Consider the following 23,209-nt stretch of genomic DNA (forward strand, 5'->3'; position numbering starts at 1 on the left):
ATGGCCCGAGCCACCGAACAGCCGATCATGGCCACCTTCGCCATAGATCAGGTCGTCGTCATCGCCGCCGAAGACATCGTCATCGCCATCATCGGCAAAAATGATATCGCGGCCTGCGCCTGCATCGACGAAGTCATCACCGGCACCAGCCCGGATCACGTCCACACCGGCATTGGCGATGATGTAATCCGTCCCGGCAAAGCCGAACACCAGGTCCCCACCAGAGGTTCCCAGCAACACATCATCCTGCGGCGTACCAAGAATGGGACCACCAACTACAGGCGCATCATCGTCACCATCATCATCATCATCCCAGTCATCATCGTCGTCGCCTGGGACATCGTCGTCTTCGCCACCGATCTGAGGGCCACTGCCGGCTGCCACGTAGGAAATGCTGTGCTGGCCATTGGTCAGCGTGGTGACGCCATCGGTGGTGGACGAGGTGTATTCGGCGGGATCAGCGCCATTGGGCAGTTCGATGACATCCTCGGGACGCAAGGTGCCGATGATGGTGTCGTGACCGCCGTTTGAACGGAACACGATGCGGTGCGCCGATGTCAGGGCCGAGATGTCTACCGTGTCGTCGCCCACGTCACCTTCGATGGTGATGGTGTTGAGGCGCAGGCTCGTAGTCGAGAAATCGCCAAAAATCTGCACTGTGTCGCCACCGGCCGGGCCATTGCCGGACGGGTCGATACCGTTAATGCGGATTTCTTCGATCTCGCGGAGTTCGGCGATAACCATCGCAGCAGCCAGACCAACCTGTCGGGTGATGACGATCTCGGTCGAAGCCGCCGAGGCGAAGCCGGCGGTTGCCGCCGCGGCCTTGGTATAGATGCGGTAGGTTTCGGACGCGGTATTGCCATTGACCACAAACGTGTCGCCGGCCGTGCCTTCGGTGCCGCCATCGACGATGTCGCGACCGTCAGTGGGGCCCGTGTCATTGGCGTTCCAGATGATGGTATCGTCGCCGGCATCGCCGTTGATGGTGTCGACGCCGGAATTGGGGCCGAGGGCCACGACCACATTGTCGATGTGGAAGGATTCTCCGGTCTCAAACCCGCCTGTGGCCACGAAGCGGATCGCCGAATGGGCAGGGTTGAGGGGGGAGGAGAAGTTGGAGGTCGCGTTTCCACCCAACGTGCCCAATGTTTCCCAGACGCTGCCATTGAGCGCCTGAACCACTACCGTTTCACCCGTATCGAGGCCGACCGCCTGATAGTCGAAGGACAGTGTGGGGGCCGTCGCGCCGGTCAGATTGATGGCGCGCTGGATGGAATCATTGTTGTCGGTGCCGGAAGCAAAGGTCAGACGGCCACCAGTCACCAGAATGTCGCCGCCGGTCGCGCCGCCATTGTCCGAGTTTTCGGACCAGTTGCCGGCAAAATTGACGTTTCCGTTGTTGTTTGAGTAGGAGGCGGACAGGAAATTGTCGACCATGGTGCCGTTTGCGATGCCCTGGCCACCCGAGAGCGTGTCGTTGCCGTCGCCGCCGTTCAGCGTATCGGCCCCCTCCCCGCCATTGATGACGTCATCGCCGCCGCCACCGCTCAAGGTATCATTGCCGCCCAGACCATTGATGGTGTTCGCCTGGCCATTGCCGGTGATGGTGTTTGCGCCATCGGTCGGAGAGCCGAAAGCGGGCGGAGGAGTGTTCGAGGCGAGAATGAAGTCCGCGCTGGTGATATCGTTGCCGTCTACTTCTTCGATGTAGATCGTGCCGATGACAGCATTGGAGGCATCACGCACAGTGACCCGCGTGTCATCCACGACGCCGTCTTCCACGTCCTGGATGGTAACCCGCGAGGCGAAGTTCGCGGCCGTGATGCCAAGGGCGCTCAGATCGATCTGATCCTGACCGCCGCTGGCGTTGGCGTCGAAGCCGTGGATGGTGTCGTTGCCGAAATTGGCCGCCGTGTAGCGGACAATGTCGTTGCCATCATTGGTGATGCCGGAATTGGTGTTGAGATAGATGGTGTCGTTGCCTTCCCCGCCGATCAGGATGTCGGTGTCGTTGCCGGCGCCGCCATGCAGGATATCGTCGCCGGTTCCGCCATCGATGAGGTCGGCGCCGTCGCCGCCATTGATGGTGTCATTGCCGGCACCGCCAAAGAGCTGGTTGGTGCCGCTATTGCCGGTGATGACATTGTCGAGAGTGTTGCCGGTGCCGTTGACGCCATTGGCATTACCGGACAGCGACAGGTTTTCGATGTTGGCGCCGAGGACATAGTTGGCGGCGGAGACGACCGTGTCGATGCCGCCATTTTCGGCCTCGATCACGACGTCGCCGGCCGTGACGAGATAGGTATCGTTGCCGCCGAGGCCGCTGAGCGTATCAACGCCTGCGCCGCCCTCGATGACGTTGTCGAGTTCGTTGCCGATACCGATGAAGGTGCCGGCACCCGTATAGGTCAGGTCTTCGACATTGGCGCCGAGCGTGTAGGTAGCCAGATCGGTGCGGACTTCATCGATGCCGCCGCCCAAGGCTTCGACAACCACATCATCGACGTCGTCGACGATGTAAGTATCATTGCCCAAGCCGCCGACCATGGTGTCGGCACCGGTGCCACCGTCGAGTTCGTCATTGCCGGCACCGCCGACAAGGAGGTCATCGCCGGCATTGCCGAAGAGGTCGTCATTGCCATCGTGGCCGAAGAGCAGGTCGTCGCCATCGGCGCCGACGAGGTCATCGCCGCCGGTCGAACCGGCAAGGAGCGTATTGACTCCGGCAGCCCCGGTGCGATCGCCATTGTCGTCGGTGCTGAGGGCATAGTCGCCGTCGAAGGCATAGCCTTCATAGGTCGCGCCATCGAGGTTGACGGTTTCGACGGCTTCGCCGGTGGTGGCGAAGTGATCGGTTACAGTGACCGACTGACCGTTGAACTGCAGGACCAGATCTTCGCCGGCAGTGCTGGAGGCGTTGAGGCTGGTGAGTGTTGCGGCGCCGATGACAATGCGGTCCGTGCCGCTGGTTTCCTGGATGGTGTCGTTGCCATCGCCGGGATTGAAGACGTAGGTGTCGTCGCCTGCCCCGCCGTTGAGCTGGTCGCCGGCGGCAACTGTCGTCGAGGTCGTGTAGCTGATCGTGATCTCGTCGATTTCGACGTTCTCAGCCGTGCTGTTGATGGCCGAGGTTTCGAAGCGGATGCGGGCAGTTGTCGAGAAGGGTCCAGTGACGACATGGCTGCGGGTGCCGCTATCGTCGCCCGTGATCGTGTAGAGCGTCGTGTAGTTGACGCCATCCGCCGCGAACCGCACCCGAACTTCTTCGCCAGTATCGAGACCGTCCGCGTCATAGGTGTATGTGATGGTGGCAGTCGTGGCTGCGGACAGATTGACGGCACGGGAGATCTCGGCACCGTTCATGCCGTTGCCGCCGTAGAAACGAAGCGCGTTGTTGCCGTCGTCGATCCGGATCTGGTTGGTCTGGCCCGTGCCGTCGTTTGTCTCGGTCCAGCTTGTGTTCCAGTTGAGCGAACCGCTGGAATTGCTGGAGCCGGAACTATTGAAATTGTCTATATAGGTCGACGTTGTCGTGACCGTTGTGACACCGTCGGCGCCGCCGATCAGAACGTCGTTGCCGTCGCCGCCGTTGAGGGTGTCGGCACCGTCGCCACCGAGGAGAACGTCGTCGCCGACGCCGCCATTGAGCGTGTCATTGCCGTCGCGGCCGGAAATCAGATCGTCGCGGCCGAAGCCGATATCGACGGCCGTGCCATTGAGGGTTTCGCCCGCAGCGGTGCCTTCGATGACATTGAGATAGCGGTTTTCGCTGAAGGCCAGCAGTTCGATGTTGCGGAAGGTGTCCTTGCCGTCCGAGAGCGGGTTGGGCGTGCCTTCGCCTTCGGGCTCATCATCATTGTTCTGCGGCTGGACGAAGCCGGAGTGATCGATGAAGAGGCTATCATCGGAGTTGAGGCCGAACGTGTAGTTGGCGCGGACATCGGTATAGACGGCGCGGTCGAAGTCGCCGGCGACATTGCCGTTGACGATCTCGCGGACGATGCTCAGCGCGCCGGGATTGATGGCGCCTTCCAGCATCCAGGTCGCCAGGGACTTGGTCACTGCAATGGCGTTTAGGGTGCCAGCGGGGACCAGTTGGCCCTGCGTGTTCCTATAGAGCGTGACCGGACTTTCCAGATAGTCGGCGGAGAATGGCGTACCCAGCTTCGAGGTGCCGGCGATGCGGACGTTGAGCCACATATCGCCGTCGATGATGTCGTTGCCGGCGAGACCCTTGATGGTGTCGCTACCGCCACCGCCGAGGATGATATCGGAGGCGTCGGCCGTTTCGAGGACGACGGATTCGATGACGCCGTTGCGGCCGGTCTGCTGGGTACGAGTGATGTGGGCGACGAGCGCCCGCAGGCCGTCGATGAGATCGACATTCTTTTCGAGAAGCGCGTTGGAATAGCTGTCGAGGGGAGAGCCTTCGGCAGGGATGGCGGCCGTGCCTTCGAGTTCGGCGCGCGTGTTTACCGCGACGCTGCGGCCCGTGAGGGTGTCGTTCTTGTTCCAGCCCGAGAGACCTTCGACGAGGTCGAAGCGGTCGCGCAGGATGAAGGCCTCCTGGGTTTCGAAGATCGGAATGCCGAGGTCGGTATTGGCAGCCTGGCTGTCGCCCTTGTGGATGGCCCAGTCGAAGCCGGCCATGCCGTTGTTGCGCTGAATGCCCTCGCTGTTCTGGAACATGATGTCGTCGCCGGATTCGGCGTCGTAGTCGGTGTCGCCGCTGCCGCCATTGAGGACGTCATGGCCGACGATGGTGGAATTGAAGAACAGTTCGGAGTTTTCGCCGGCGAGGGTATCGAAGCGCTCGCCGCCTTCGATCCAGTCGTCGCCCTCGTTGCCGGTGAGGAAGTCCATGCCGCTGCCGCCGAGAATGAAGTCATTTTCGGTGCCGCCGAACACGCGCTTGCCGTCGGGGCCGGCGATCAGGAAATCGCTGCCCTGATTGCCGAAGATCAGCGACAGGCCGGAGCCGCCATGGATGACGTCATTGCCTTCATTGCCGTGCAGGAAATCGGCTTCGCCGATATCGGTACCGGCATTGGTGATGATGTCATCGCCCTCGCCGCCAAAGACCTTGTCGACGCCATAGCCGGCCTCGATGCGGTCATTGCCGCCCTTGCCCCAGATGGCGTCGTCGCCACCGCCGGAGACGATGACATCGTCTCCCTCGGTGCCGCCGATGGTGAAGTGTTCATTGCTGTTGACGCGGATGTAGGCGGCGACGGTGGTGGTGTCGCCGATGGCGATCAGATTGCCGTTGGCATCGCGCCGCTCGACGATATTGGCGAAGGGCAGGAAGGGGTCGTCCTGGACCGGATCGTCGCCAAGTTGCTTGCTCGGATCCATTTCCAGGGTGGGCATCTGGAAGGCCGAGAACAGATTGCCGGGCAAGGTGGTCGAGTGCTCGTCGCCGAGGTCGGTATTGCGCATGACCAGTTCGGCAAAGCTGTTGTTTTCCAGCTCGTTGAGGAGGTTGAGGCCTTGCGTGCGTGACAGATAGTAGAACCGGTCGGCATCCTGCAGGTTTTCCATGGTCATCTGGAAAACGAAGGCGAAGGTCGAGCCCAGCATGCCGCCGAAGGACATCTTCTTTTCGGCGAGGCCGCCGATCCAGAAGTCGACGTCATTGAGACCGCCGAGCTTGCCGCCGGCATATGCGCCTTCGGCATTGAGGAAGTCCAGGCGGTCGGCTGGCGCACCCTCGCCGCCCAGGACGAGCAGGGTTGCGGCCTCGCGCAGTTGCTCGATGGTCTTGGGATTGGCCTGAGTGTTGACCAGCGTTGAATGCGTGCCGTAGGCCGCGATGAAGTTGATGATCGAAGCCGGATTCATCAGGTTGAGCGCGAAATCGGCCCAGCTTTCATAGGGCTTGAGCAGCGTATCGCCGGTTTCAGTGTAAAAACGCTGGCGCGCTTCGTTAAGCGGCGGCGTACCCACATCGCGGCCACGGGCGAGGTTGATGGTGGCGAGATCGAGCGGGATGCCGAGCAGTTGGTTGCGCAGCACATCGGTGACGAATTCGTCGATGGCGCTGCCGGTCTGGCGGCTCATGCCGCGGATGATCGCACCAGAGGCCTCTTCGGCAGAACCCAGGGAGTCGTATTTGACGGGGTTGAGGAAGCCTTCGAACAAGGTGATGTCGTTCTGAACCGGCTTGCCGTCGGGACCCATCTCGATGACGGCAATGTCCTGGCGCAGCATCGAATGGCCAAAGCGATAGACGACGTGGGCGAATTCTGCGGCGATGCTAGGATTGATATCGGCGGCTGGTTCGAACAGGAACACGTCGATATCGGGCTGCATCATGCGGCCGAATTCTTCGAACACCAGATGCTGGTATTCCATTTCGTTGGTGAAACGGCCGGCCTGGAAGAGGCGTTCGCCGTTCCAGACCAGGGCGTTTATATCGGCCGCAAGTGTCGGAATGGCGTCAACTTCGATCAGCAGCCATTCGTTGAGGAAGTCGAGATCGCCGCCTTCGAGCGCGATCTTTTTGACCATTTCCACCACGCGGTTGTGCTCGGAGTGGAAGACCTGGTGAACGGCGGTCAGGGCGATGTTTTCGTTGACGCGACCATCGCCGGCGATGAAGTGACGATCGAGCAGTTCGTTGTCATAGGCCGTCGGACCACGCTGGCCTTGCGGTCCGGGCGTGCCGTCGGCATTGGCGTAGCCGAGGTCGGAGTCCGAGTCTTGCTGCAAAACGCCGGCCTGGGACACGATCGGGACCGCGGCATGAGCAATATCATCGAGGAAGGCGTGGCCGGTGAGCGTGACGCCCTGGGCGCTGACCGGGGTCAGGAGATTGCCTTCGCGCAGCACATCGTCGGGGGTGCCTAGGATACCGTCTGGCCCCCAGTTCACCACCAATTGGGGGAAGCCGTTGGGTCCTGGGATGAAGTTGCCGTATTCATCGGCAGCGATCAGGGGGATATTGCCGACATTGAGGTCGGTGAGTTCGATGCCAAGCTTGATCCTGGCCTCATGCTTGATGTCGGCCCAGGTGGCCAAGCCGCCATTGCTCCCTTCGAGTAGCATGCCGGTAGCAACCGGCTTGCCGTCCAAGAGAATGTACTCGCGCATGAAGACCTGTTTGGAGGCCGTCGACGCATAGGTCTGGTTCTGGTCGATCCACGGGGTGGTCAGGTTCTTGGGGCCGGGGCCATCGTCGGCCGTGCCGAGAATGCCATCGGCGCCGGGATTGACGGTCACGCGGGTGAGCGGGATGTAGTTCTGGCCGCCTGGAACATAGAGCGGGTCATCGGGCGAGAGCGGCACATAGACCGTGCCGTTGCCACCTTTGGCGACGAGATCGAGGCCGTGGTCGAAGAACTGGCCGAAGATGGTCATCCAGCCGTTAAAGGGCGAGGAAAGTCCGTCGTCGGGTGAGACGTTGGGCAGGAAGATGGTATTGCCGTCCATCTCCACGCCATAGGCGCCGAGCAGGGACGTGAGGTGAGACTGGGCGACGGCGAGATCGGGCGCGGTCTGCAAGGCGGCGTCGAGGTCCGCCTGTGCTTCGGCGAGGGCATTTGTGGCCGGGCCGACGACATCGGCCAAAGCCTGCGCGGATGCAGCGGCATTGGCGGAGGCAAACGTCACATCGGCCTGGGCAGTAACAAGCGCAGCCTGCATGAGATCGGAATGCGCAATGGCGTCAGCAAAGGCGGTGCTCTGATCGGCGTTTGGAATGTTGTCGGTGAGGAGCGCGGCGACTGCGGCAACAGCCTCAGTCGCAGCGGTTTGAGCGGCTGCAAGAGCTCCTTCCGCGGCGGTCAGCAAGGCCTGATCGTCGGCCGCCGCAGCAATCAGTGCGACCGCACCAGCGCTCGCCTGCGCCAAGGCCGCCTCGGCGACATCGACGGCGGCTTCGAGGCTTGCGATCTCCTGAGGGGTCGCGTTCCCCGCCGCGGCGGCGTCGACTGCGCGCTTGGCATCGACGATCTGGCCGAGAATTTCATAGAGCTGTTCGTTGGGAACGCCGGCCAGGGTCAGCGCCGCGGCTATGGCGGCCGGATTGTTCAAGGTCTGATCGACGACGAGATTGGAGATGATCCGCGGATCAGCGTCGATCACCGTGCCACTGCCCGCACCCGGCTGCGAACCCGTACGCGGGCCGGCATTGGCATAGTCGTTGTTGGTGTACCAGGTCTCCATATTCGGGAGCGGGTTGAAGTCGTACTGGTCGCCATCCGCGTCGTTGAGATAGGTCGGCGTGAAAAGCCCCGGAAAGCTCTGATCGGAGGCGCCCCAGTTCTCCCGGCCGGGCAGCAGGTTGTTGTAGCTACCGTCGACAGTGCGGAGGCCGTAGGGCAAGAGATGCGCCTGGGCCAAGCCATCATTGCCGCCATAGCCGGCGACCAATGCCGCAAGATCTCCGCCAGCGGCGTGTGCTTCCGCGATCTCGATCTGCTTCAGGATGAATTCCAGATCGTGCTTTACGAGCGTTACCATTCTCATCTCCCAAACAATCGAAAACGCTGCTGGGGCCAAACACTGAGCGCAGGGGTTTTCGTTGTGGAGACGCTAAAACGGCAATGCGTTGGCCGTAATATCGGTAGGTCCTGAGACTTTTTCCCTTGAAGTCGGAACCGGTCCTATCGGCGTGGCTAGCGTGCGACTAGCCAAGTGGCTAGGGCCTTGGTCGAGCGTTTTTGCCCGCGCTTCAAGAAGTTGCGCAGTTCGGCGTTGTTGAAGTCAAAATATTGGAGGATGGTAATTGCTCCGGCGCATAGTGTTGGCCGGAGAAGACGGGGAGATCGAAAGTGCGTTGGGGGAGTCTACTGGCACCATGCTTGCCTGAGAGACGTTTCGGGACATGATTGGGCTCAGGCAGCATGTTCAGGGTGCTGTTCTGCGCTGGCGCGACCTCGAGCTGGCAACGCAATACCTGATCGCCAGCGTAACCGTGGTGGTGCTGGTCAGTGTCGTTTCAGGCATGCTCATCAGCTCGGTTCTCAATCGTAACGCGATCGACGATCGATCCGAGCGCACCGCACTTTTCCTCGAAGGCGTTTTTGCCAATGCGCTGCAAGACGTGGCCGAAGATGGCACCCTGTCGCCCGACAGCATCGCGTATCTAGACACCGTTATGGCCAATGAGGATTTTGCGGCACGCTTTCCTTATCTTGAGGTCTGGCTGCCGAATGGCCAGATCATCTATTCAAATTCCTCGTTGCTCATGGGGCGCCAGCTCGCCCTGCCCATCGAGGCACAGCACGCCTTTGCCGACTCGGTTCGCTGGACCTTTGCGGACCTGGACGCCGAAGAGCACACATTGCGCCGTTTCCAGTCGCCCCTGCTCGAAGTCTATGCACCGGTGCACCGGCTGGGGAGCAACGAGATCATCGCGGTCGCGGAAATCCACGAGACGGCCGAAACGCTGGAGCGCTCGCTGAACAGCACCAATCTGCTCGTCTGGTCGTTGGTCGTTGCAGGGGCTTTGGTCGCCATCATCATCCTCTTCGGTATCGTGCAGAGGGGCAGCCGCACCATTCAGGCGCAGCGGCTTGACCTTGCCGAACGATTGAAGGCGTCGCTGCATTTGCGGGCGCAGGTCGGCGAGGTGCGCAACGCTGCGGCTCTCGCCGAAAAGCGCCTGAAACTGGCGAGTGCGGACCTGCATGACGGGCCATCCCAGCTCATCAATTTTGCGCTGCTCAAGGCGCAGGAAAGCGCGCTGGCGAAAACGCCGGCCGAGCGCGCGCGGATATTGAACGCGATGCGCACGTCGCTGATTACGGCATTGTCTGAAATCCGCAGCATCAGTTATGGACTCATCCTGCCCGATATCGCCAATCTCTCGCTCGACGCCATCGTCGACCTGGCGATCGAAGCGCATGAGGCGCGCACCGGGGCGAGCGTCGTTCGCGAGGGGGAGTTCGGCGCCGCCAATGCCGGCCTTGAAACGCAGATCGCGCTCTACCGTATCGTGCAGGAGGGATTGAACAACGCGTTCCGACACTCCCAGGATTCGATCGTCACCGTGACCTGCGCCATGTCGGGGCAAAGGGCGCGGATGGAACTGCGTAATGCGATATCGATGGCGCGGCCGCGCGAACTGCTTGAACTGTCAGGGATGGGGCTCGACGGGCTCAAGGCGCGTGTGGAAATCCTCAATGGTACATTTGCGGCGCGGCGGATCGGCGACGAATTTTCGCTGGAAGTGAGCCTCGATGTGGAGGGGCCAGATGAGTGAGGTCACCACCGTCGTCTTTGTCGACGACCATGCCATTTTTCGCGCCGGGCTGGCCCAGGCACTCGCGGCATCCGACAAAATCTCGGTTGTGGCGCAAGGTGGCAGTCCGGCCGATGCGATAGAGCTTGCATCCCGGCACCGGCCCGACATTCTGCTTCTCGATCTCTGGATGCAGCGGGCCAGCAGCGTGGGGCACATTCGCTCGATTCTCGAAGTGAGCCCGGGCACGAAGGTTGTCATCCTGACCGCTTCCGAGGAAGGCCAGGACGTTGTGGCGGCGATGAGCGAGGGGGCGGCGGGGTTCGTTACCAAAGAAACGTCTCCGGACGACCTTATCGCCATCATCAACGACGTGCAGAACGGGGAGACCTATCTCTCCTCGCAATCGCTTGCCGGCTGGCTGACGACGCTCAACAACGCCTCCAAGGCAAATGCCGATCGGATTTCGATCTCGGCACTCTCCGAGCAGGAACGGGCCGTGTTGCGGGCCATCGCGAGGGGCAGCAGCAACGGGGAAGTGGCGGAACATCTCGGGATCAGCACGGCGACGGTAAAATACCACCTTGGCCGCATTTTCGTAAAACTCGGGGTACGCAACCGCGTGGAGGCGGCCGTCTTTGCGCGCAGTATGTTCGGGGGGGAGGCCTGATTTAGCTCAATCGGCGCAGGGCACTGGGCGGGGTTTGGCTGACGCGGCTCCAGGCGCGGCGGAGCTGGCGGCTGGAATTGAAGCCGGATTTTTCCGCGACGCGCTCGATATCGAGGCGGGTTTCGGTCAGCAATTGCTGGGCGAGGGCGACGCGGAGCTTGTTGAGATAGTCGGGGATGCTCATGCCCGCGTGGTCGTTGAAGATACGGCTCAGATGACGCGGGCTGGCATAGGCGATGGGCGCGAGGGTTTCGAGGGACCAATCGCGGGTGGGGTCGGCCGTGATGGCGTCCTGCACGCGATGGATGGCGGGATGGATGTGATTGCGGCCTTCGAGCCAGGGGGATAGCTGCGGATCAGTGCCGGCGCGGCGGAGATAGACGACGAGCTGCCGGGCCACGGCGGCTGATGTCGCCGGGCTCGTGAGGCGGCCGATGATGTGGAGCATCAGGTCGATGCCGGCCGTGATGCCGGCGCTGGTATAGCGATTGCCATCTTCGACATAGAGGCGGTTTTCCAGCACTTTGGCAGAGGGTGCGACGGCGGCGAGTTCGCCGCAATCGGAAAAGTGCGTGGTGCAACTGACGCCATCGAGAAGGCCGGCGCGGGCGGCGAGCAGCGCGCCGGAGCAGATGGAGACGAGGAGGGTTTCGGGCCCGACCACGTGGCGGAGCCAGGCGACAGCTTCTTCAGCGCCAGCATCGAGCGGATCCATGGGATGGCCGGCATGCAGGGGCTCTTCGGTGTGGCCGGAGAGGATGATCATGGCGCCCTGCTCTATCGTCTTCGGCAGTGGCTCGATGGCGGAGATTTTTAGGCCGATGGAGGTCGTCACCTCGGGTAAGGCGCCGACATAGCGGACGTCGAATTGCACCTGATCCTGGGCGCGATTGGCGTAGCGCAGGGCTTCCACAGGCCCCGCGACGTCGAGCAGCAGCGTCCGCGCCGGCAGGACGACATAGGTCGGGATGCGGCGCGGAGATGATGTCATGCGGCGGCGGCCTTGGGGGCACCTGCGAGGGCTTCGGCAATAGTGCAGACGCGGGCGAAGCGGCCGTCAAGGACCGCAGCGGTGCGGGCCTTCAGCTCTTCGACGGCCCAGGTTTTGCCGGTGGCGTCGGTGAGCGGCATAGTGTGGGTCGCTTCGGTGACATAGTCGACCTGCCAGCCGAGGTCGGAGCCATGGCGGGTGGTGGTTTCGCAGCACTGCTCGGTGCGGATGCCGGAGACAACGAGGCGGCGGATGCCGTTTTCGACGAGAAAAACTTCGAGCGGCGAGCCGACGAAGGCCGAGTGGCGCTGCTTGATGAACTCGAGGTCGGGCTTGTCGAGGGTGAGTTCGCTGAGGGGTTTCACAAAGCCAGAAGCGAGCGAGAAAATGCCTTCGGGCTCGCCATGGAGGACGCGGACGATCTTCCAGCCCCTGGCTAGGGCACCATCGATCAGGGCCTGCTGGTTTTTCAGATAGGTGGGGCTGTCCACTTCGTGCCAATTGGCGCGCTGGCGAAAGCTTTCCTGGGCGTCGATGACGAGAAGAGCCGTGTCGGTCATTTCTGGACACTCCATTGTGTTGGATATGACGCGATCCTAGGCCTTCTGTCGAGGATTTCGAGGCACAGGCGAGACGACGAGCGGACAAAAAAAGACAAGCATGAACATTAGTTCCGGCCAAGGTCCTTCTCGGCCAGTTCGCGGAACGCGTCGGGGACGGAGTTTTTGCGCTCAAGATGGGCGGAGGCGTAGCCGATGGCGTCGCGGCCGAAGCGGGTACGGGCTTTGTCCATGGCGCGGTCTGCCGACCAGCGGGCAGCGCCCTGGCGCGAGCCGGGGCGGCGTTTCTCGTCGTCGAGACCGAGAGAGAGTTCGAGCTGGATCTGGCGCTGCTCCTCGATATGCGAGACCGAGACGGCGAGCAGCGAGATCGACTTTTCCTTGGGGTGGTCAGCGAGGGCCTGGCGGACCAATTCTTCGGCGATTTCGGCGACAATCAGGGTGGCGGAGACGGGTGCATCGAGTGTCATGGCGCGGGTGACGGTCCGCATATCGGCAAAGCGGACGCGGACGGTGATGGTACGACCCGCGAGGGATTTTGCCCGCAGGCGCGAGGTGACGCGATCGGCCAGATGCTGGAGCACGGGGCGGAAAACGGCCTGGGTGGCAGGCTGGCGACCGAGGGCGGATTGGGCGCCGGCGGAGCGGGCACGATGCTCCCTGACGATGGCGCGGGTGTCGCGGTTCCAGGCGAGATCTGAGAGCTTTTCGCCCGCTGCATCGCCGAGAAGGCCGCGTAGGGAGTGGCCGGGCGTGTTGGCAAGCTGGCCGATGGTGAGGATGCCTTCGGCCTTGAGCTTGCCTTCGGTGACAGGGCCGACGCCCCACATGAGGCCGACGGGTAGATCGTGCAGGAAATCGAGTTCGGTGGTCGGATTGACGACGACCAGACCATCGGGCTTGGCGACCTGGGAGGCGACCTTGGCGAGGTGTTTGGTGCGGGCAACGCCGACAGAGATGGGCAGGCCAAGTTCGTCGCGGACGCGGCGGCGGATGGTTTCGGCGATTTCGCGCGGGGAACCGAAAAGGTGGGTGCAGCCGGCGACGTCGGCAAAGGCTTCGTCGATGGAGATGCGCTCGATGAGCGGCGTGTAATCTTCAAGGATGGAAATGGCTGCGTCGCCGAGGCGCTGGTACTGGTCGAAATTGCCGCGGACGAAGAGCAGGTGCGGGCAGAGTTCGCGCGCCTTGCGACCAGACATGCCACCGCGGACGCCAAAAGCCTTGGCTTCGTAGGAGGCGGCGAGCACGACACCGCCGCCCACGGCCATGGCCTTGCCGCGCAAGTCCGGGTTTAGAAGCTGCTCGACCGAGGCGTAGAAGGAGTCGAGATCGGCGTGGAGGATCGTTGGTTCTCTCGACATGTTGCCACCGATGCCAATCCTGCCCGATCTAACTGTTCTCTATTTGTTCCATTGAATGTGAGAGAGTCAAGCGCGGCGTCTATGTCGTGTGTGGGTCATTGGAGTGGGCCGGCAAATCTCGGGATGAGCGCCGGTGACAATCGAGGTGGGGAATGTTGGAGAAAAATAACCGCGGCGGGAACCAGCGGGCAGATCGCGCGTTGTGTCAGTATCGGAAAGCGATTGAAAATATCGAAGACCGATAAACGGCCCCGAAGGCGAAAGCCTCCGGGGCTTTTTGCTGTCAGGCGACAGCCTTTTCCACGTGATGGCGGCCGATGGGTACGATCATCGGCGTATCGGAAATGGGATCGACGACAATGCGGGAGTTCATGACGAAGACTTCGCGGACGACCTCTTCGGTCATGACATCCACGGGGCGACCTTCGGTTACGATCTTGCCGGATTTCATCGCGACGATGTGATCGGCGTAGCGACAGGCGAGGTTGAGGTCGTGGAGGACGACCACCACCGTGCGGCCGCGCTCCTTGACGAGATCGGTAAGCAGATCAAGGACTTCGACCTGGTGGTTGATGTCGAGAAAGGTGGTCGGCTCGTCGAGGAGAAGGAGGTCGGTCTGCTGGGCGAGGGCCATAGCAATCCAGACGCGCTGGCGCTGGCCGCCTGAAAGTTCGTCGACGGGGCGATCGGCAAGCTCGCCCATATCGGTGGCGCCAAGGGCTTCGGCGACAGCGGCGTCGTCCTCGGGTGTCCAGCGGCGGAACCAGCCTTGATGAGGATAGCGGCCGCGGCCGACGAGGTCGGCGACGGTGATGGCGTCGGGCGCGATGGGGGATTGAGGGAGGACGCCGAGAAGGGTGGCGACTTCGCGCGTCGGCATCTGGTGGATGGGTTTGCCATCGAGATAGGCGGCGCCCTTTGTGGGCGTGAGCAGACGCGCGAGCCCGCGCAGCAGGGTGGACTTGCCGCAGGCATTGGCGCCGACGATGACGGTCAGCTTGCCGGCGGGTACATTGAGATTGAGATCGGAGACGATTTCGCGGTCGGCATAGCCGAGGTGCAGACCGGCGGCCATGAGCTGGTGGTTTTGCGTCATGTTCGTCTCCTTCAATTCACCCGGCCGGAGCGGCCGGATACGACGAGCAGCCAAAGCAGGAAGACTGCGCCGAAGCCGCCGGTGACGACACCGGTCGGCAATTGCATGTTTGGCAAAGCGTGTTGCGCCAGAAGGTCCGATACCAGCATGACCAAAGCGCCGACGAGGGCGGCCTGCGGAATGCCCCGCCCTGCCCCGCCCGTAAGGCGGCGGGCGATGGGGCCTGAGACAAAGGCGACGAAGCCGACGGGTCCGACTGCGGCCGTAGCGAAAGCGGCGAGGGCAACGCCTGTAACCAAAAGGCCGAGCCGGGTTTGCTCAACCCGGGTGCCGAGAGCATGGGCGGTGTCGTCGCCCAGCTCCAGACCATCGAGGCCGCGCACGAGCATGACCAACAATGGCAGGGTGATGACGAGCGTGATGGCGAAAACTACGGAATCGCCGGGGCGCGCCGCATTGAGGCTGCCGACGAGCCAGGCCATGGCCTGCTGCACTTCCATAAGGCGGGCGCGGGTGAACAGGTAGGAAATGACGGCGCTGAGCATGGCGGCGGCGCCGATGCCGATGAGCACGACGCGATAGGCGGTGACGCCATTGCGCCAGGCGAGAATGTAGATGGCGAAGGCCGTAAGCAGAGCCCCGGCAAAAGCGCCGAGGGAGACGGCAAGGCCGGTCCAACCGAGGACGATGATGCAAAAGACGGCGGCGGCGCTGGCGCCGTGGGCGATACCGATAATATCGGGGCTGGCCAACGGGTTACGCAGGAGCGTTTGGAAAATGATTCCGGAGAGACCGAAGGCGGCGCCCGAGAGGAGCGCGAGGAAAAGACGAGGGACGCGGACCTGCAGGACGATGAAATCGACGCCCTTATTGGTGATGCCGGTCAATGGGGAGAAGAGCGAGCGAAGGATTTCTTCAGGCGGGACCGGAAAGTCGCCGAGGGTCAAGGCGGCGGCGCTGGCGAGGACCAGAGCCAGAACCAGGCCAAGGGTGACGCGGCGGCTTTTGCTTTCGCGCTGGTGGCGGCCCCCTGCAATGTTACTGGCGTCGATGGCTGTCATCAGAGAGCCGCCAATTTGCGGCGCCGGACCAGGGCGATGAAGAAGGGCGCGCCGATGAAGGCAGTGACGATGCCCACCTGCACCTCGCCTGGCGGGGCGATGACGCGGCCGATGACGTCGGCGCCGAGAAGAAGGATGGGCGCCATTAGCATGGAATAGGGCAGGATCCAGCGATAGCCGGGCCCGGTAATGGCGCGGGCGACATGGGGGACGGTGAGACCGACAAAAGCGATGGGGCCGGCGGCGGCAACGGCTGAGCCGGCGAGGACGACGGAGGCGAGGCCGGCAAGGCCACGGGAGAGGCCGATGCGTTGACCGAGAGAACGGGCAACGTCGTCGCCCATGCTAAGGCCGTCGAGAAGGCGCGCCGTGGCGAGGGCGAGCGCGGCGCCGACGAGAATGAAGGGGCTGACCTGGAGGGCGATGTCCATGGAGCGGCCGGCGAGCGAGCCGACCTGCCAGAAGCGCACTTCATCGAGGGTGCGCGGGCTGGTGAGGAGGACCGCGCTGATGATGGCTTGCATGACGGCCGACATGGCGGCGCCGGCAAGGGCCAGTTTGATGGGCGTGGCGCCTTCTCGGCCGAGCGAGGCGACGGCATAGACGACCAGCATGGCGATACCGGCGCCGATGAAGGCGAGCCAGACATAGAGGCTGAGCTGGGTGATGCCGAAGGCGGAGACGCCGATCACCACAAAAAGGGCGGCGCCGGAATTGATGCCGAGAATCGATGGATCGGCCAAGGGATTGCGCGTGGCGCCCTGCAGGACCGAACCGGCAAGGCCAAGGGCGGCGCCGACGAGAACGCCGACCACGGTGCGCGGCAGGCGCAGGTCCCAGATGATGCGGTGTTCGGTGGAATTGGGATCGTAAGAGAAGAGGGCGGACCAGACCATGTCGACGGGAATGGGCCGTGCGCCGGTCGCCATTGAGAGCAGGACGATGGCAGAGAGCGTCACGCCCAGGAGGGCGAGACCGAGGCCGAGCGCTGTTGCCCGGCCTGTCCTATTGTTCGCCTGCTCCGCTGGCATCAGGGGGTAAGGTCGGCGTTGGCCGCGTTGATGGCCTTGGTCAGTTCGGTGAGTGCGGCGGCGTAGTGGGTGTAGTTGCGCAGCCAGAAGGCCGGCCATTCTGCAACCTGACTGGCCTTGGCGCCGGGATTGAGCGTCCATGTGGGCTGGGCCAGCGCCGTCTTCATGGTGGCTGGTGAGCGGTTGTCGACCAGGATCAGGTCGGCCGGGTATTTGTCGGCGTTTTCCCAGCTGACGGTCTCGAAGTAGTTGTTGCCGGCGGCATCGACACCTTCGGGCTCGACGAGGTCGAGGCCCCAGGACTGCATGTCGAGGAGTTCCGCAGCGCCCGCGGGGTCAGCGACGTAGAGGGCATCGTCGCCGGCATAGACGGCGAGCACTCTCAGGCCGGGCTTGGCGGAGATGGCGGCCTTGAAATCGGTCAGGGCGGTTTCGAAAGCCGCCTTCTCGGCAGCAATGGAGGGCTGGGCGAGATCGGCGCCGAGGCTGGCGGCGAGGGTTTCATAATCCTCGATCATGCCCAGAATGGAATCGCCGGCCGTGACGCCGGTGATGGGGGCGAGTTGGGTCAGCAGCGTGACGACGTCTTCGCCGCCCGACCAAGTGGCGTTGCGATCCCACCATTCGGCGAGAACGAGATCTGGATTGAGGGCGGCGGCCTTTTCGATATCGACCTCGCCCCAAGCCTGGCCGATGATTTCGATCCCGGTGAGATCGAGACCCTGCAGGGCCTTGGCATCGGCTATCGGGCCATCAGCATAGATACCGACGGGGCGAATACCGAGGGGGATGAGGCCGGCGGCGGCGTCCTGGCTGGCGATGATGCGTTGCGGGGCTGCGTCGAGCGTGACCGTCTGACCCGATTCATCGGTATAGGTCCAAGGTTCGGCATGAGCGGCGGCAGCCAGTGCGAGGGATGACAGGGCTGCGAGAGCGAGGGCGCGAAGGGTCATGGGCTCACCTGGTTGCAAAGTGCGCGTTTTTTGCCTTCGTAAAACTGAATGGTCAAGTCAAGTTTTGGCGGTTGGGGATGGTGGGAGCGTCTCGCGGAGAACACAAGCTTTCACCCTCCCCCGGGATGTCATCCCCGCGAAAAGGCGGAAGTCCGCTTTTCGCGGCGAAAGCGGGGACCTCCGTTTCAAAACAGGGGTTCCCGCTTTCGCGGGTATGACACCGAGGATGGATAGGATGGGGATCGTCGATACCGGACCTGGCACGACCTCACGCAGGTCGGCGATATTGGTAGATGCCGACGTCGATGGAGCCTTCGGTGAAACCGGCTTCGCAATAGCTCAGGTAATAGACCCATTTGCGCTTAAAGGTTTCGTCGTAACCGAGCGGGGCGATCATGGGCCAGCGTTCGAGGAAGCGCTCACGCCAGAGTTTTAGGGTCTTGGCGTAGGACAGGCGGAAGGTTTCGACGTTTTCGAGAACGAGGCCATACTTTTCGCCGAATTCGCGCATCACCGTCTTGGTCAGCAGCATACCGCCGGGGAAGATGTAACGCTGGATGAAGTCGGGACCGCTGCGATAGCCGTCGAAATCAGCTTCGTTGATGGTGATGGCCTGGATGGCGGCGGTGCCGCCCGGCTTCAGGCGATCATGCACGGTCTGGAAATAGCTCGGCCAATTGTCCTCGCCTACCGCCTCGATCATCTCGATGGAGCCGATATGGTCGAACTGCCCTTCGGTGTGGCGATAGTCTTCGAAGACCAGGGTGGCGAACTTGTCGAGGCCCTGGCGCGCAAGGCGCTCCTGGCCGTATTTGAGCTGTTCGGCGGAGAGAGTGATCCCACGCAGATTGGCCTCGTAGTCGCGGGCGACGGTTTCGGCAAAGCCGCCCCAGCCGCAGCCGATTTCGAGCACGGAGGAGCCGGGCGTGACCCCGGCCATATCGGCAACACGACGATATTTGGTGCGCTGGGCTTCTTCGAGGCTCTGATCGCCGGAGGTGAAGACCGCTGAGGAATAGGTCATCGAAGGGTCGAGCCATTGGCCATAGAAGTCATTGCCGAGGTCGTAGTGCTCGGCGATGTTCTTCTTGGAGCCTTCGAGCGTGTTGCGGCGCGACATGTGGTAGTGGAGATCGGTGGCGGCGCGGCGGAAAAAGCCGTTGCCGGCGCTCTCGAACATGTCGCGGTTTTGCAAGAAGAAGCGGAACAGCGCCGTGAGATCGTCGACCTCGATATCGCCATTCATATAGGCGGCGGCAAAGCCGACCGTGCCGCGGCGCATGGCCTCGGTGATGACCTTGAAATTGTTCAGTCGCAGGACGGCGTGTTCGCCCGTCTTGGTATTGCCCATGGTCCGCGTGCGGCCATTGGGCAAAATGACGGTCACGGCCCCGAACTTTGGGTGGCCGATCAGGGCAAAACCGATCTTTTCGACCAGAAAGGAGGCAAAACGCGTCCATGGCGTTACGCCGGTATTGGAGTGGTCTACTGCTGTTTTACTCATTGCGCCGCTACATCCAACCATCGCGATGCGGGCCGGAGCGAGCCAGGCAAAATGCACAGCTTCGGCCGCGGGGTCATCCCCTTGAGCCGAAGCAATAGTGCTTCCCAGTGGATGCCCATCAATAGTTTAACGGGCATTAACGGATATGCAAGCAGCAGTTTGATGCCCGATGCCGGACCGACGGAACCCGACCCGCAGGGAGCCAGAGGCTCACGAGGATCGTTGAAAAAATGATTCCGGGAACTGACCCAAGCCGTTGATGGGCCAAGCCTCCCGGCGCTGGCGAAAGCACTTAATGAAGCACGCACGTCGCTGTTTCCCCCGTAGTCTCATCTCGACTACGAGGTGAGTAACGCGTTGGATCAGATAGAGTTTCCTCCTTATCGCGGAATGCGCGCGATATCGGTGAGGCGGAATTGGACCTGTTCGCGGCCCTGATAGTGGTCGAGTGAGAGGCTGCCGGCAAAATGCAGGGGCTGTTCGCCATCGCGCAGCAGGATATCGCCGAGGGGCGTGCCGGCGGCGCGGAAGGCGATGGCTTTCAGCTTTGCGCCATCGTCGGACGACAGGGTGAAGCTGACATGACCGCCCTTGCCGACTACCTGGGCGAAGCGCGCCCGATGGGACGGGAAGGCGAAGACCGGGCCGGGATTGCCGGAGCCAAAGGGGCCGGCACGTTCGATATTGTGGAGGAGGTCGACGGTGGCGCCACGGGCCGTGAGAGCGGCATCGACCTTGAGTGCGGACGCCGCGCGGGCCGTGGTGACGCTGTTGCTCAACTGATCGGAGATGAAGGAGCGGAAGGGGCCGAGATCGCCGGGGCGGAGGGTGACACCGGCGGCCATGGCGTGACCGCCGCCTTTGGGGACCAGGCCGGCTTCGACGGCTGCAATCACCGCACTGCCGAGATCGACGCCGGGCACAGAACGGCCTGAGCCGGTGCCGGTGCCATCGGGGTGGAGGGCGATAGCGAAGGCCGGGCGATCGAAACGCTCCTTGAGGCGCGCGGCGACGAGGCCGACGATGCCGGGATGCCAATTGGCCGAGGCGAGGACGAGAACCGGGGGCCCCTCGCCTGCCCCGATTTCGGCAGCGGCGACGGATGTCGCTTCTTCGACGGCTTCGACCTCGATGCGCTGGCGTTCGGTGTTCAGCTCGTCGAGCTTTGCGGCGATGACGAGGGCCTGGTGCTCGTCATCGAGGGCAAGGAGCTGGGTGCCGAGGGCGGCGTTGCCGATACGACCGCCGGCATTGATGCGGGGGCCGATGAGGTAGCCGAGGTGATAGGGATTGAGCGGGCCGCTGACGCGCGAGGCGAGGGCCAGCGCGGCCATGCCTTGATTGTCACCGCGGCGGGCGACTTCGAGGCCGCGCAGGACGAAGGCGCGGTTGAGGCCCACGAGAGGCACGACGTCGCAGACGGTGCCGAGGGCGACGATATCGAGCAGTTTCAGGAGATCCGGCAGGCCGGTATCGCCGCGCTGGCGCAGGGTGCGGTTTACGGCGACCAGAACCATGAAGGTGACGCCGGCGGCGCAGAGATAGCCGAGGCCAGAAATGTCGTCGGGGCGGTTGGGATTGACCAGGGCCGTGGCGGGGGGAAGGTCGTGGTCGGAAAGGTGGTGGTCGATGACGAGGACATCGACGCCGCGGGAGCGGGCGTGGGCGATGGGACCATCGCTGGTGGTGCCGCAGTCGAGCGTGATGATGAGCGAGGCGCCGGCATCGATCAGCTTGTCCATGGCCGCGATATTGGGGCCGTAGCCTTCGAAGATACGGTCGGGGATGTGGACCTGCGGGGTGAGGCCGAAATGGGCGAGATAGCGCACTATCAGGGCGCACGAGCTGGCGCCATCGACGTCGTAGTCGCCGAAGAGCGCTATAGACTCGTTGTCGGCGATGGCGCGGGCGAGACGACCGGAGAGATCATCCATGGCCGTCAGCGTCGAGGGATCGGGCATCAGGTTGCGGATGGTGGGTTCGAGATAGGCTTGCGCGCTATCGATATCGACGCCCCTGCCCGCGAGGATGCGCGACAGGATGTCCGAAATGCCGGCACGTTGGGCGATGGCGGTGGCCATGCGCGCGCCCGACGCGTCCAGACGGTCGACCCAGGCCCGGCCGAGAACCGACTGAGTGACGTCAAGAAAATTGCGGCGCGTTTCCAGCATGGGCTGGTGTTAGGCGATTTGGCGGGACTGGTCGAGAGCTAGGTTGCCGGTGGCGGCGTTGCAGCCACCGGATCGTCGGCCAGCCGCCCAAATAGGGACATGTCCAAACGCTGACCATCGAGCACCATCTTTTGGCGCTGTTTGCCTTCATAGAGGAAGCCAGCTTTGAGCAGGACGCGATCCGACTGCTCATTGCCCTCGAGCGTCCAGGCTTCGAGCCGAAAGAGACCCATTTCTCTGTGGCCGTGCTGTGCCACGGCGCGGAGCGCTTCGGTGCCATAGCCGCGGCCCCAAAAGCCCGAGCCGATCTCGTAGCCGATAATGCCGGTCGATTGCTCGTGGTCGATGGAGTTTATGCGGATACAGCCAAGAAGTTGGCCGGTCTCCCTATCGCGGATCATCCAGGCGAACCCCTTACCGGTCTTGCCGATGCGAACCATCCAGGCCACCACGCCCTGCGTGCGCTTTTGCGTCGGATTGCGTGGCAGGTTCGAGCGGTGTCCGCTGGCCGGATCGGCTAGAATTGGGTGGTATTCGCGCCAATCTTCGAGAACGGCGGGCGTGAGGCGCAGGCGAGCGGTCTCAAGAGGAAGGGACATGACCTACCTTGCGTGCCTTGCCTTGATCCAGCGGGTGGTCTGGCTCCAGGAGCGCATGACGACGGTTGAGGTTTCGACCCATTGGCGGCGGAGTTTTACGCCTTCAACCAGGGAGCCGTCGGTAATACCGGTAGCCGAGAACAGGACGTCGCCGGAGGCGAGGTCGCCGACATTGTAGACGCGGTTGGCGTCGGTGATGCCCATTTCGCGGGCGCGAGTGCGCTTGTCGGGGGTGTCGAGGATGAGTTTGCCCTGCATCTGGCCGCCGATGCAGCGGAGGGCCGCCGCGGCTAGCACGCCTTCGGGGGCGCCGCCGGAGCCGAGATAGATGTCGACGCCGGTATCCTCGGTGTTCACGGCGTGGATGACGCCGGCAATGTCGCCATCGCTGAGAAGTTTCACCGAGACGCCGGCCATGCGGAGCTCTTCGAGGAGGCCGGCATGGCGCGGGCGGTCGAGGACGATCGCAGTGATTTCTGAAACAGGGACGCCCTTGGTCTTGGCGAGGGCTTTTACATTCTCGGTGGCGGACCACTCGATATTGACCGTGTCGGCCGGATATTCGGCGCCGATGGCGATCTTGTGCATGTAGACGTTGCGGGCAACATTCAGGAGGCCGCCGCGCTCGGCCATGGCGAGGACGACGAGGGAATCGGGCTGGTTCTTGGCGCAGAGGGTGACGCCTTCGAGGGGATCGACGGCGATGTCGACCTCGGGGCCGTCGCCGGTGCCGGCGGGCTGGCCGACATAGAGATCATCACACTCGAATTCCTCGCCCTCGCCGATGACGATGCGGCCGGCAATGGAGACGCGGTCCAGCTCGGCGCGCATGGCTTTTACGGACGCCTCGTCCGCCGCTTTTTCGTCGCCCTTGCCGCGCCATTCGGCGGCCGCGATGGCGGCGCGCTCGGTGACGCGCACCATTTCGAGGGTCAGCGAGCGATGGAGGTGTGCCGGCGATCTGCCGTCATCGGCCTTGCTGAGCTTCATTTTCTCTCCCGGTGCCTGGCACCGGGAGGG

The 23,209-nt window shown here is 62.9% G+C and carries 14 protein-coding genes; 2 read left to right on the top strand and 12 right to left on the bottom strand.

From position 1 onward, the window contains the following. The coding region (locus J7557_RS12340; RefSeq protein ID WP_291420370.1) for a peroxidase family protein at positions 1–8,466 on the bottom strand (8,466 nt) is incomplete at its 3' end. Between the two features lie 364 nt (positions 8,467–8,830). On the opposite strand from J7557_RS12340, the gene J7557_RS12345 reads away from it, so the two are divergent. Next, positions 8,831–10,210 carry a hypothetical protein gene (locus J7557_RS12345; RefSeq protein ID WP_291420371.1) on the top strand — a complete coding sequence of 460 codons (1,380 nt, stop codon included), beginning with the start codon at positions 8,831–8,833 and terminating at the stop codon, positions 10,208–10,210. Beyond that, positions 10,203–10,859 (top strand): response regulator transcription factor, encoded by a 657-nt coding sequence (locus tag J7557_RS12350; protein ID WP_291420372.1) that lies wholly within the window; start codon positions 10,203–10,205, stop codon positions 10,857–10,859. Before J7557_RS12345 ends, J7557_RS12350 begins: the two co-directional genes overlap by 8 nt. 1 nt (position 10,860) lies before the next feature. Here the strand turns inward: J7557_RS12350 and J7557_RS12355 are convergent, their stop codons facing one another. From J7557_RS12355 to glpX, 11 genes are all read right to left on the bottom strand, one after another. Beyond that, on the bottom strand, positions 10,861–11,850 hold the full coding sequence (locus J7557_RS12355) for a GlxA family transcriptional regulator (RefSeq protein WP_291420373.1): 990 nt from the start codon (positions 11,848–11,850) through the stop codon (positions 10,861–10,863). Next, positions 11,847–12,425 carry an isochorismatase family protein gene (locus J7557_RS12360; RefSeq protein ID WP_291420374.1) on the bottom strand — a complete coding sequence of 193 codons (579 nt, stop codon included), beginning with the start codon at positions 12,423–12,425 and terminating at the stop codon, positions 11,847–11,849. The genes J7557_RS12355 and J7557_RS12360 overlap by 4 nt, the downstream gene beginning before the upstream one ends. Before the next feature lie 92 nt (positions 12,426–12,517). Continuing rightward, positions 12,518–13,774 (bottom strand): DNA polymerase IV, encoded by a 1,257-nt coding sequence (dinB, locus tag J7557_RS12365; RefSeq protein WP_291420375.1) that lies wholly within the window; start codon positions 13,772–13,774, stop codon positions 12,518–12,520. A gap of 283 nt (positions 13,775–14,057) precedes the next feature. Further along, complete coding sequence (locus tag J7557_RS12370; RefSeq protein WP_291420376.1) at positions 14,058–14,870, bottom strand: ABC transporter ATP-binding protein; 813 nt, start codon at positions 14,868–14,870, stop codon at positions 14,058–14,060. Positions 14,871–14,881: 11 nt separating this feature from the next. Beyond that, positions 14,882–15,931, bottom strand: a complete 1,050-nt coding sequence (locus tag J7557_RS12375) for an iron chelate uptake ABC transporter family permease subunit (protein ID WP_291420377.1) — start codon at positions 15,929–15,931, stop codon at positions 14,882–14,884. Further along, the gene (locus tag J7557_RS12380) at positions 15,931–16,962 is read right to left on the bottom strand and encodes an iron ABC transporter permease (protein ID WP_291420378.1); all 1,032 of its coding nucleotides are present in this window, start codon (positions 16,960–16,962) and stop codon (positions 15,931–15,933) included. The genes J7557_RS12375 and J7557_RS12380 overlap by 1 nt, the downstream gene beginning before the upstream one ends. Continuing rightward, positions 16,962–17,915, bottom strand: a complete 954-nt coding sequence (locus J7557_RS12385) for an ABC transporter substrate-binding protein (RefSeq protein ID WP_291420379.1) — start codon at positions 17,913–17,915, stop codon at positions 16,962–16,964. The genes J7557_RS12380 and J7557_RS12385 overlap by 1 nt, the downstream gene beginning before the upstream one ends. Before the next feature lie 268 nt (positions 17,916–18,183). Beyond that, positions 18,184–19,419 carry a cyclopropane-fatty-acyl-phospholipid synthase family protein gene (locus J7557_RS12390; RefSeq protein ID WP_291420380.1) on the bottom strand — a complete coding sequence of 412 codons (1,236 nt, stop codon included), beginning with the start codon at positions 19,417–19,419 and terminating at the stop codon, positions 18,184–18,186. Positions 19,420–19,799: 380 nt separating this feature from the next. After that, entirely contained in the window at positions 19,800–21,590 is a 1,791-nt protein-coding gene (recJ, locus tag J7557_RS12395; RefSeq protein ID WP_291420381.1) for a single-stranded-DNA-specific exonuclease RecJ, read from the bottom strand. Between the two features lie 38 nt (positions 21,591–21,628). Next, positions 21,629–22,189: a GNAT family N-acetyltransferase gene (locus tag J7557_RS12400; RefSeq protein ID WP_291420382.1), complete on the bottom strand. Its 561-nt coding sequence runs from the start codon at positions 22,187–22,189 to the stop codon at positions 21,629–21,631. 3 nt (positions 22,190–22,192) lie between these two features. Next, entirely contained in the window at positions 22,193–23,179 is a 987-nt protein-coding gene (glpX, locus tag J7557_RS12405) for a class II fructose-bisphosphatase (protein WP_291420383.1), read from the bottom strand. Between the last annotated feature and the right edge of the window lie 30 nt (positions 23,180–23,209).

It is taken from the genome of Devosia sp. (assembly GCF_017744655.1).
Lineage (GTDB): Bacteria > Pseudomonadota > Alphaproteobacteria > Rhizobiales > Devosiaceae > Devosia.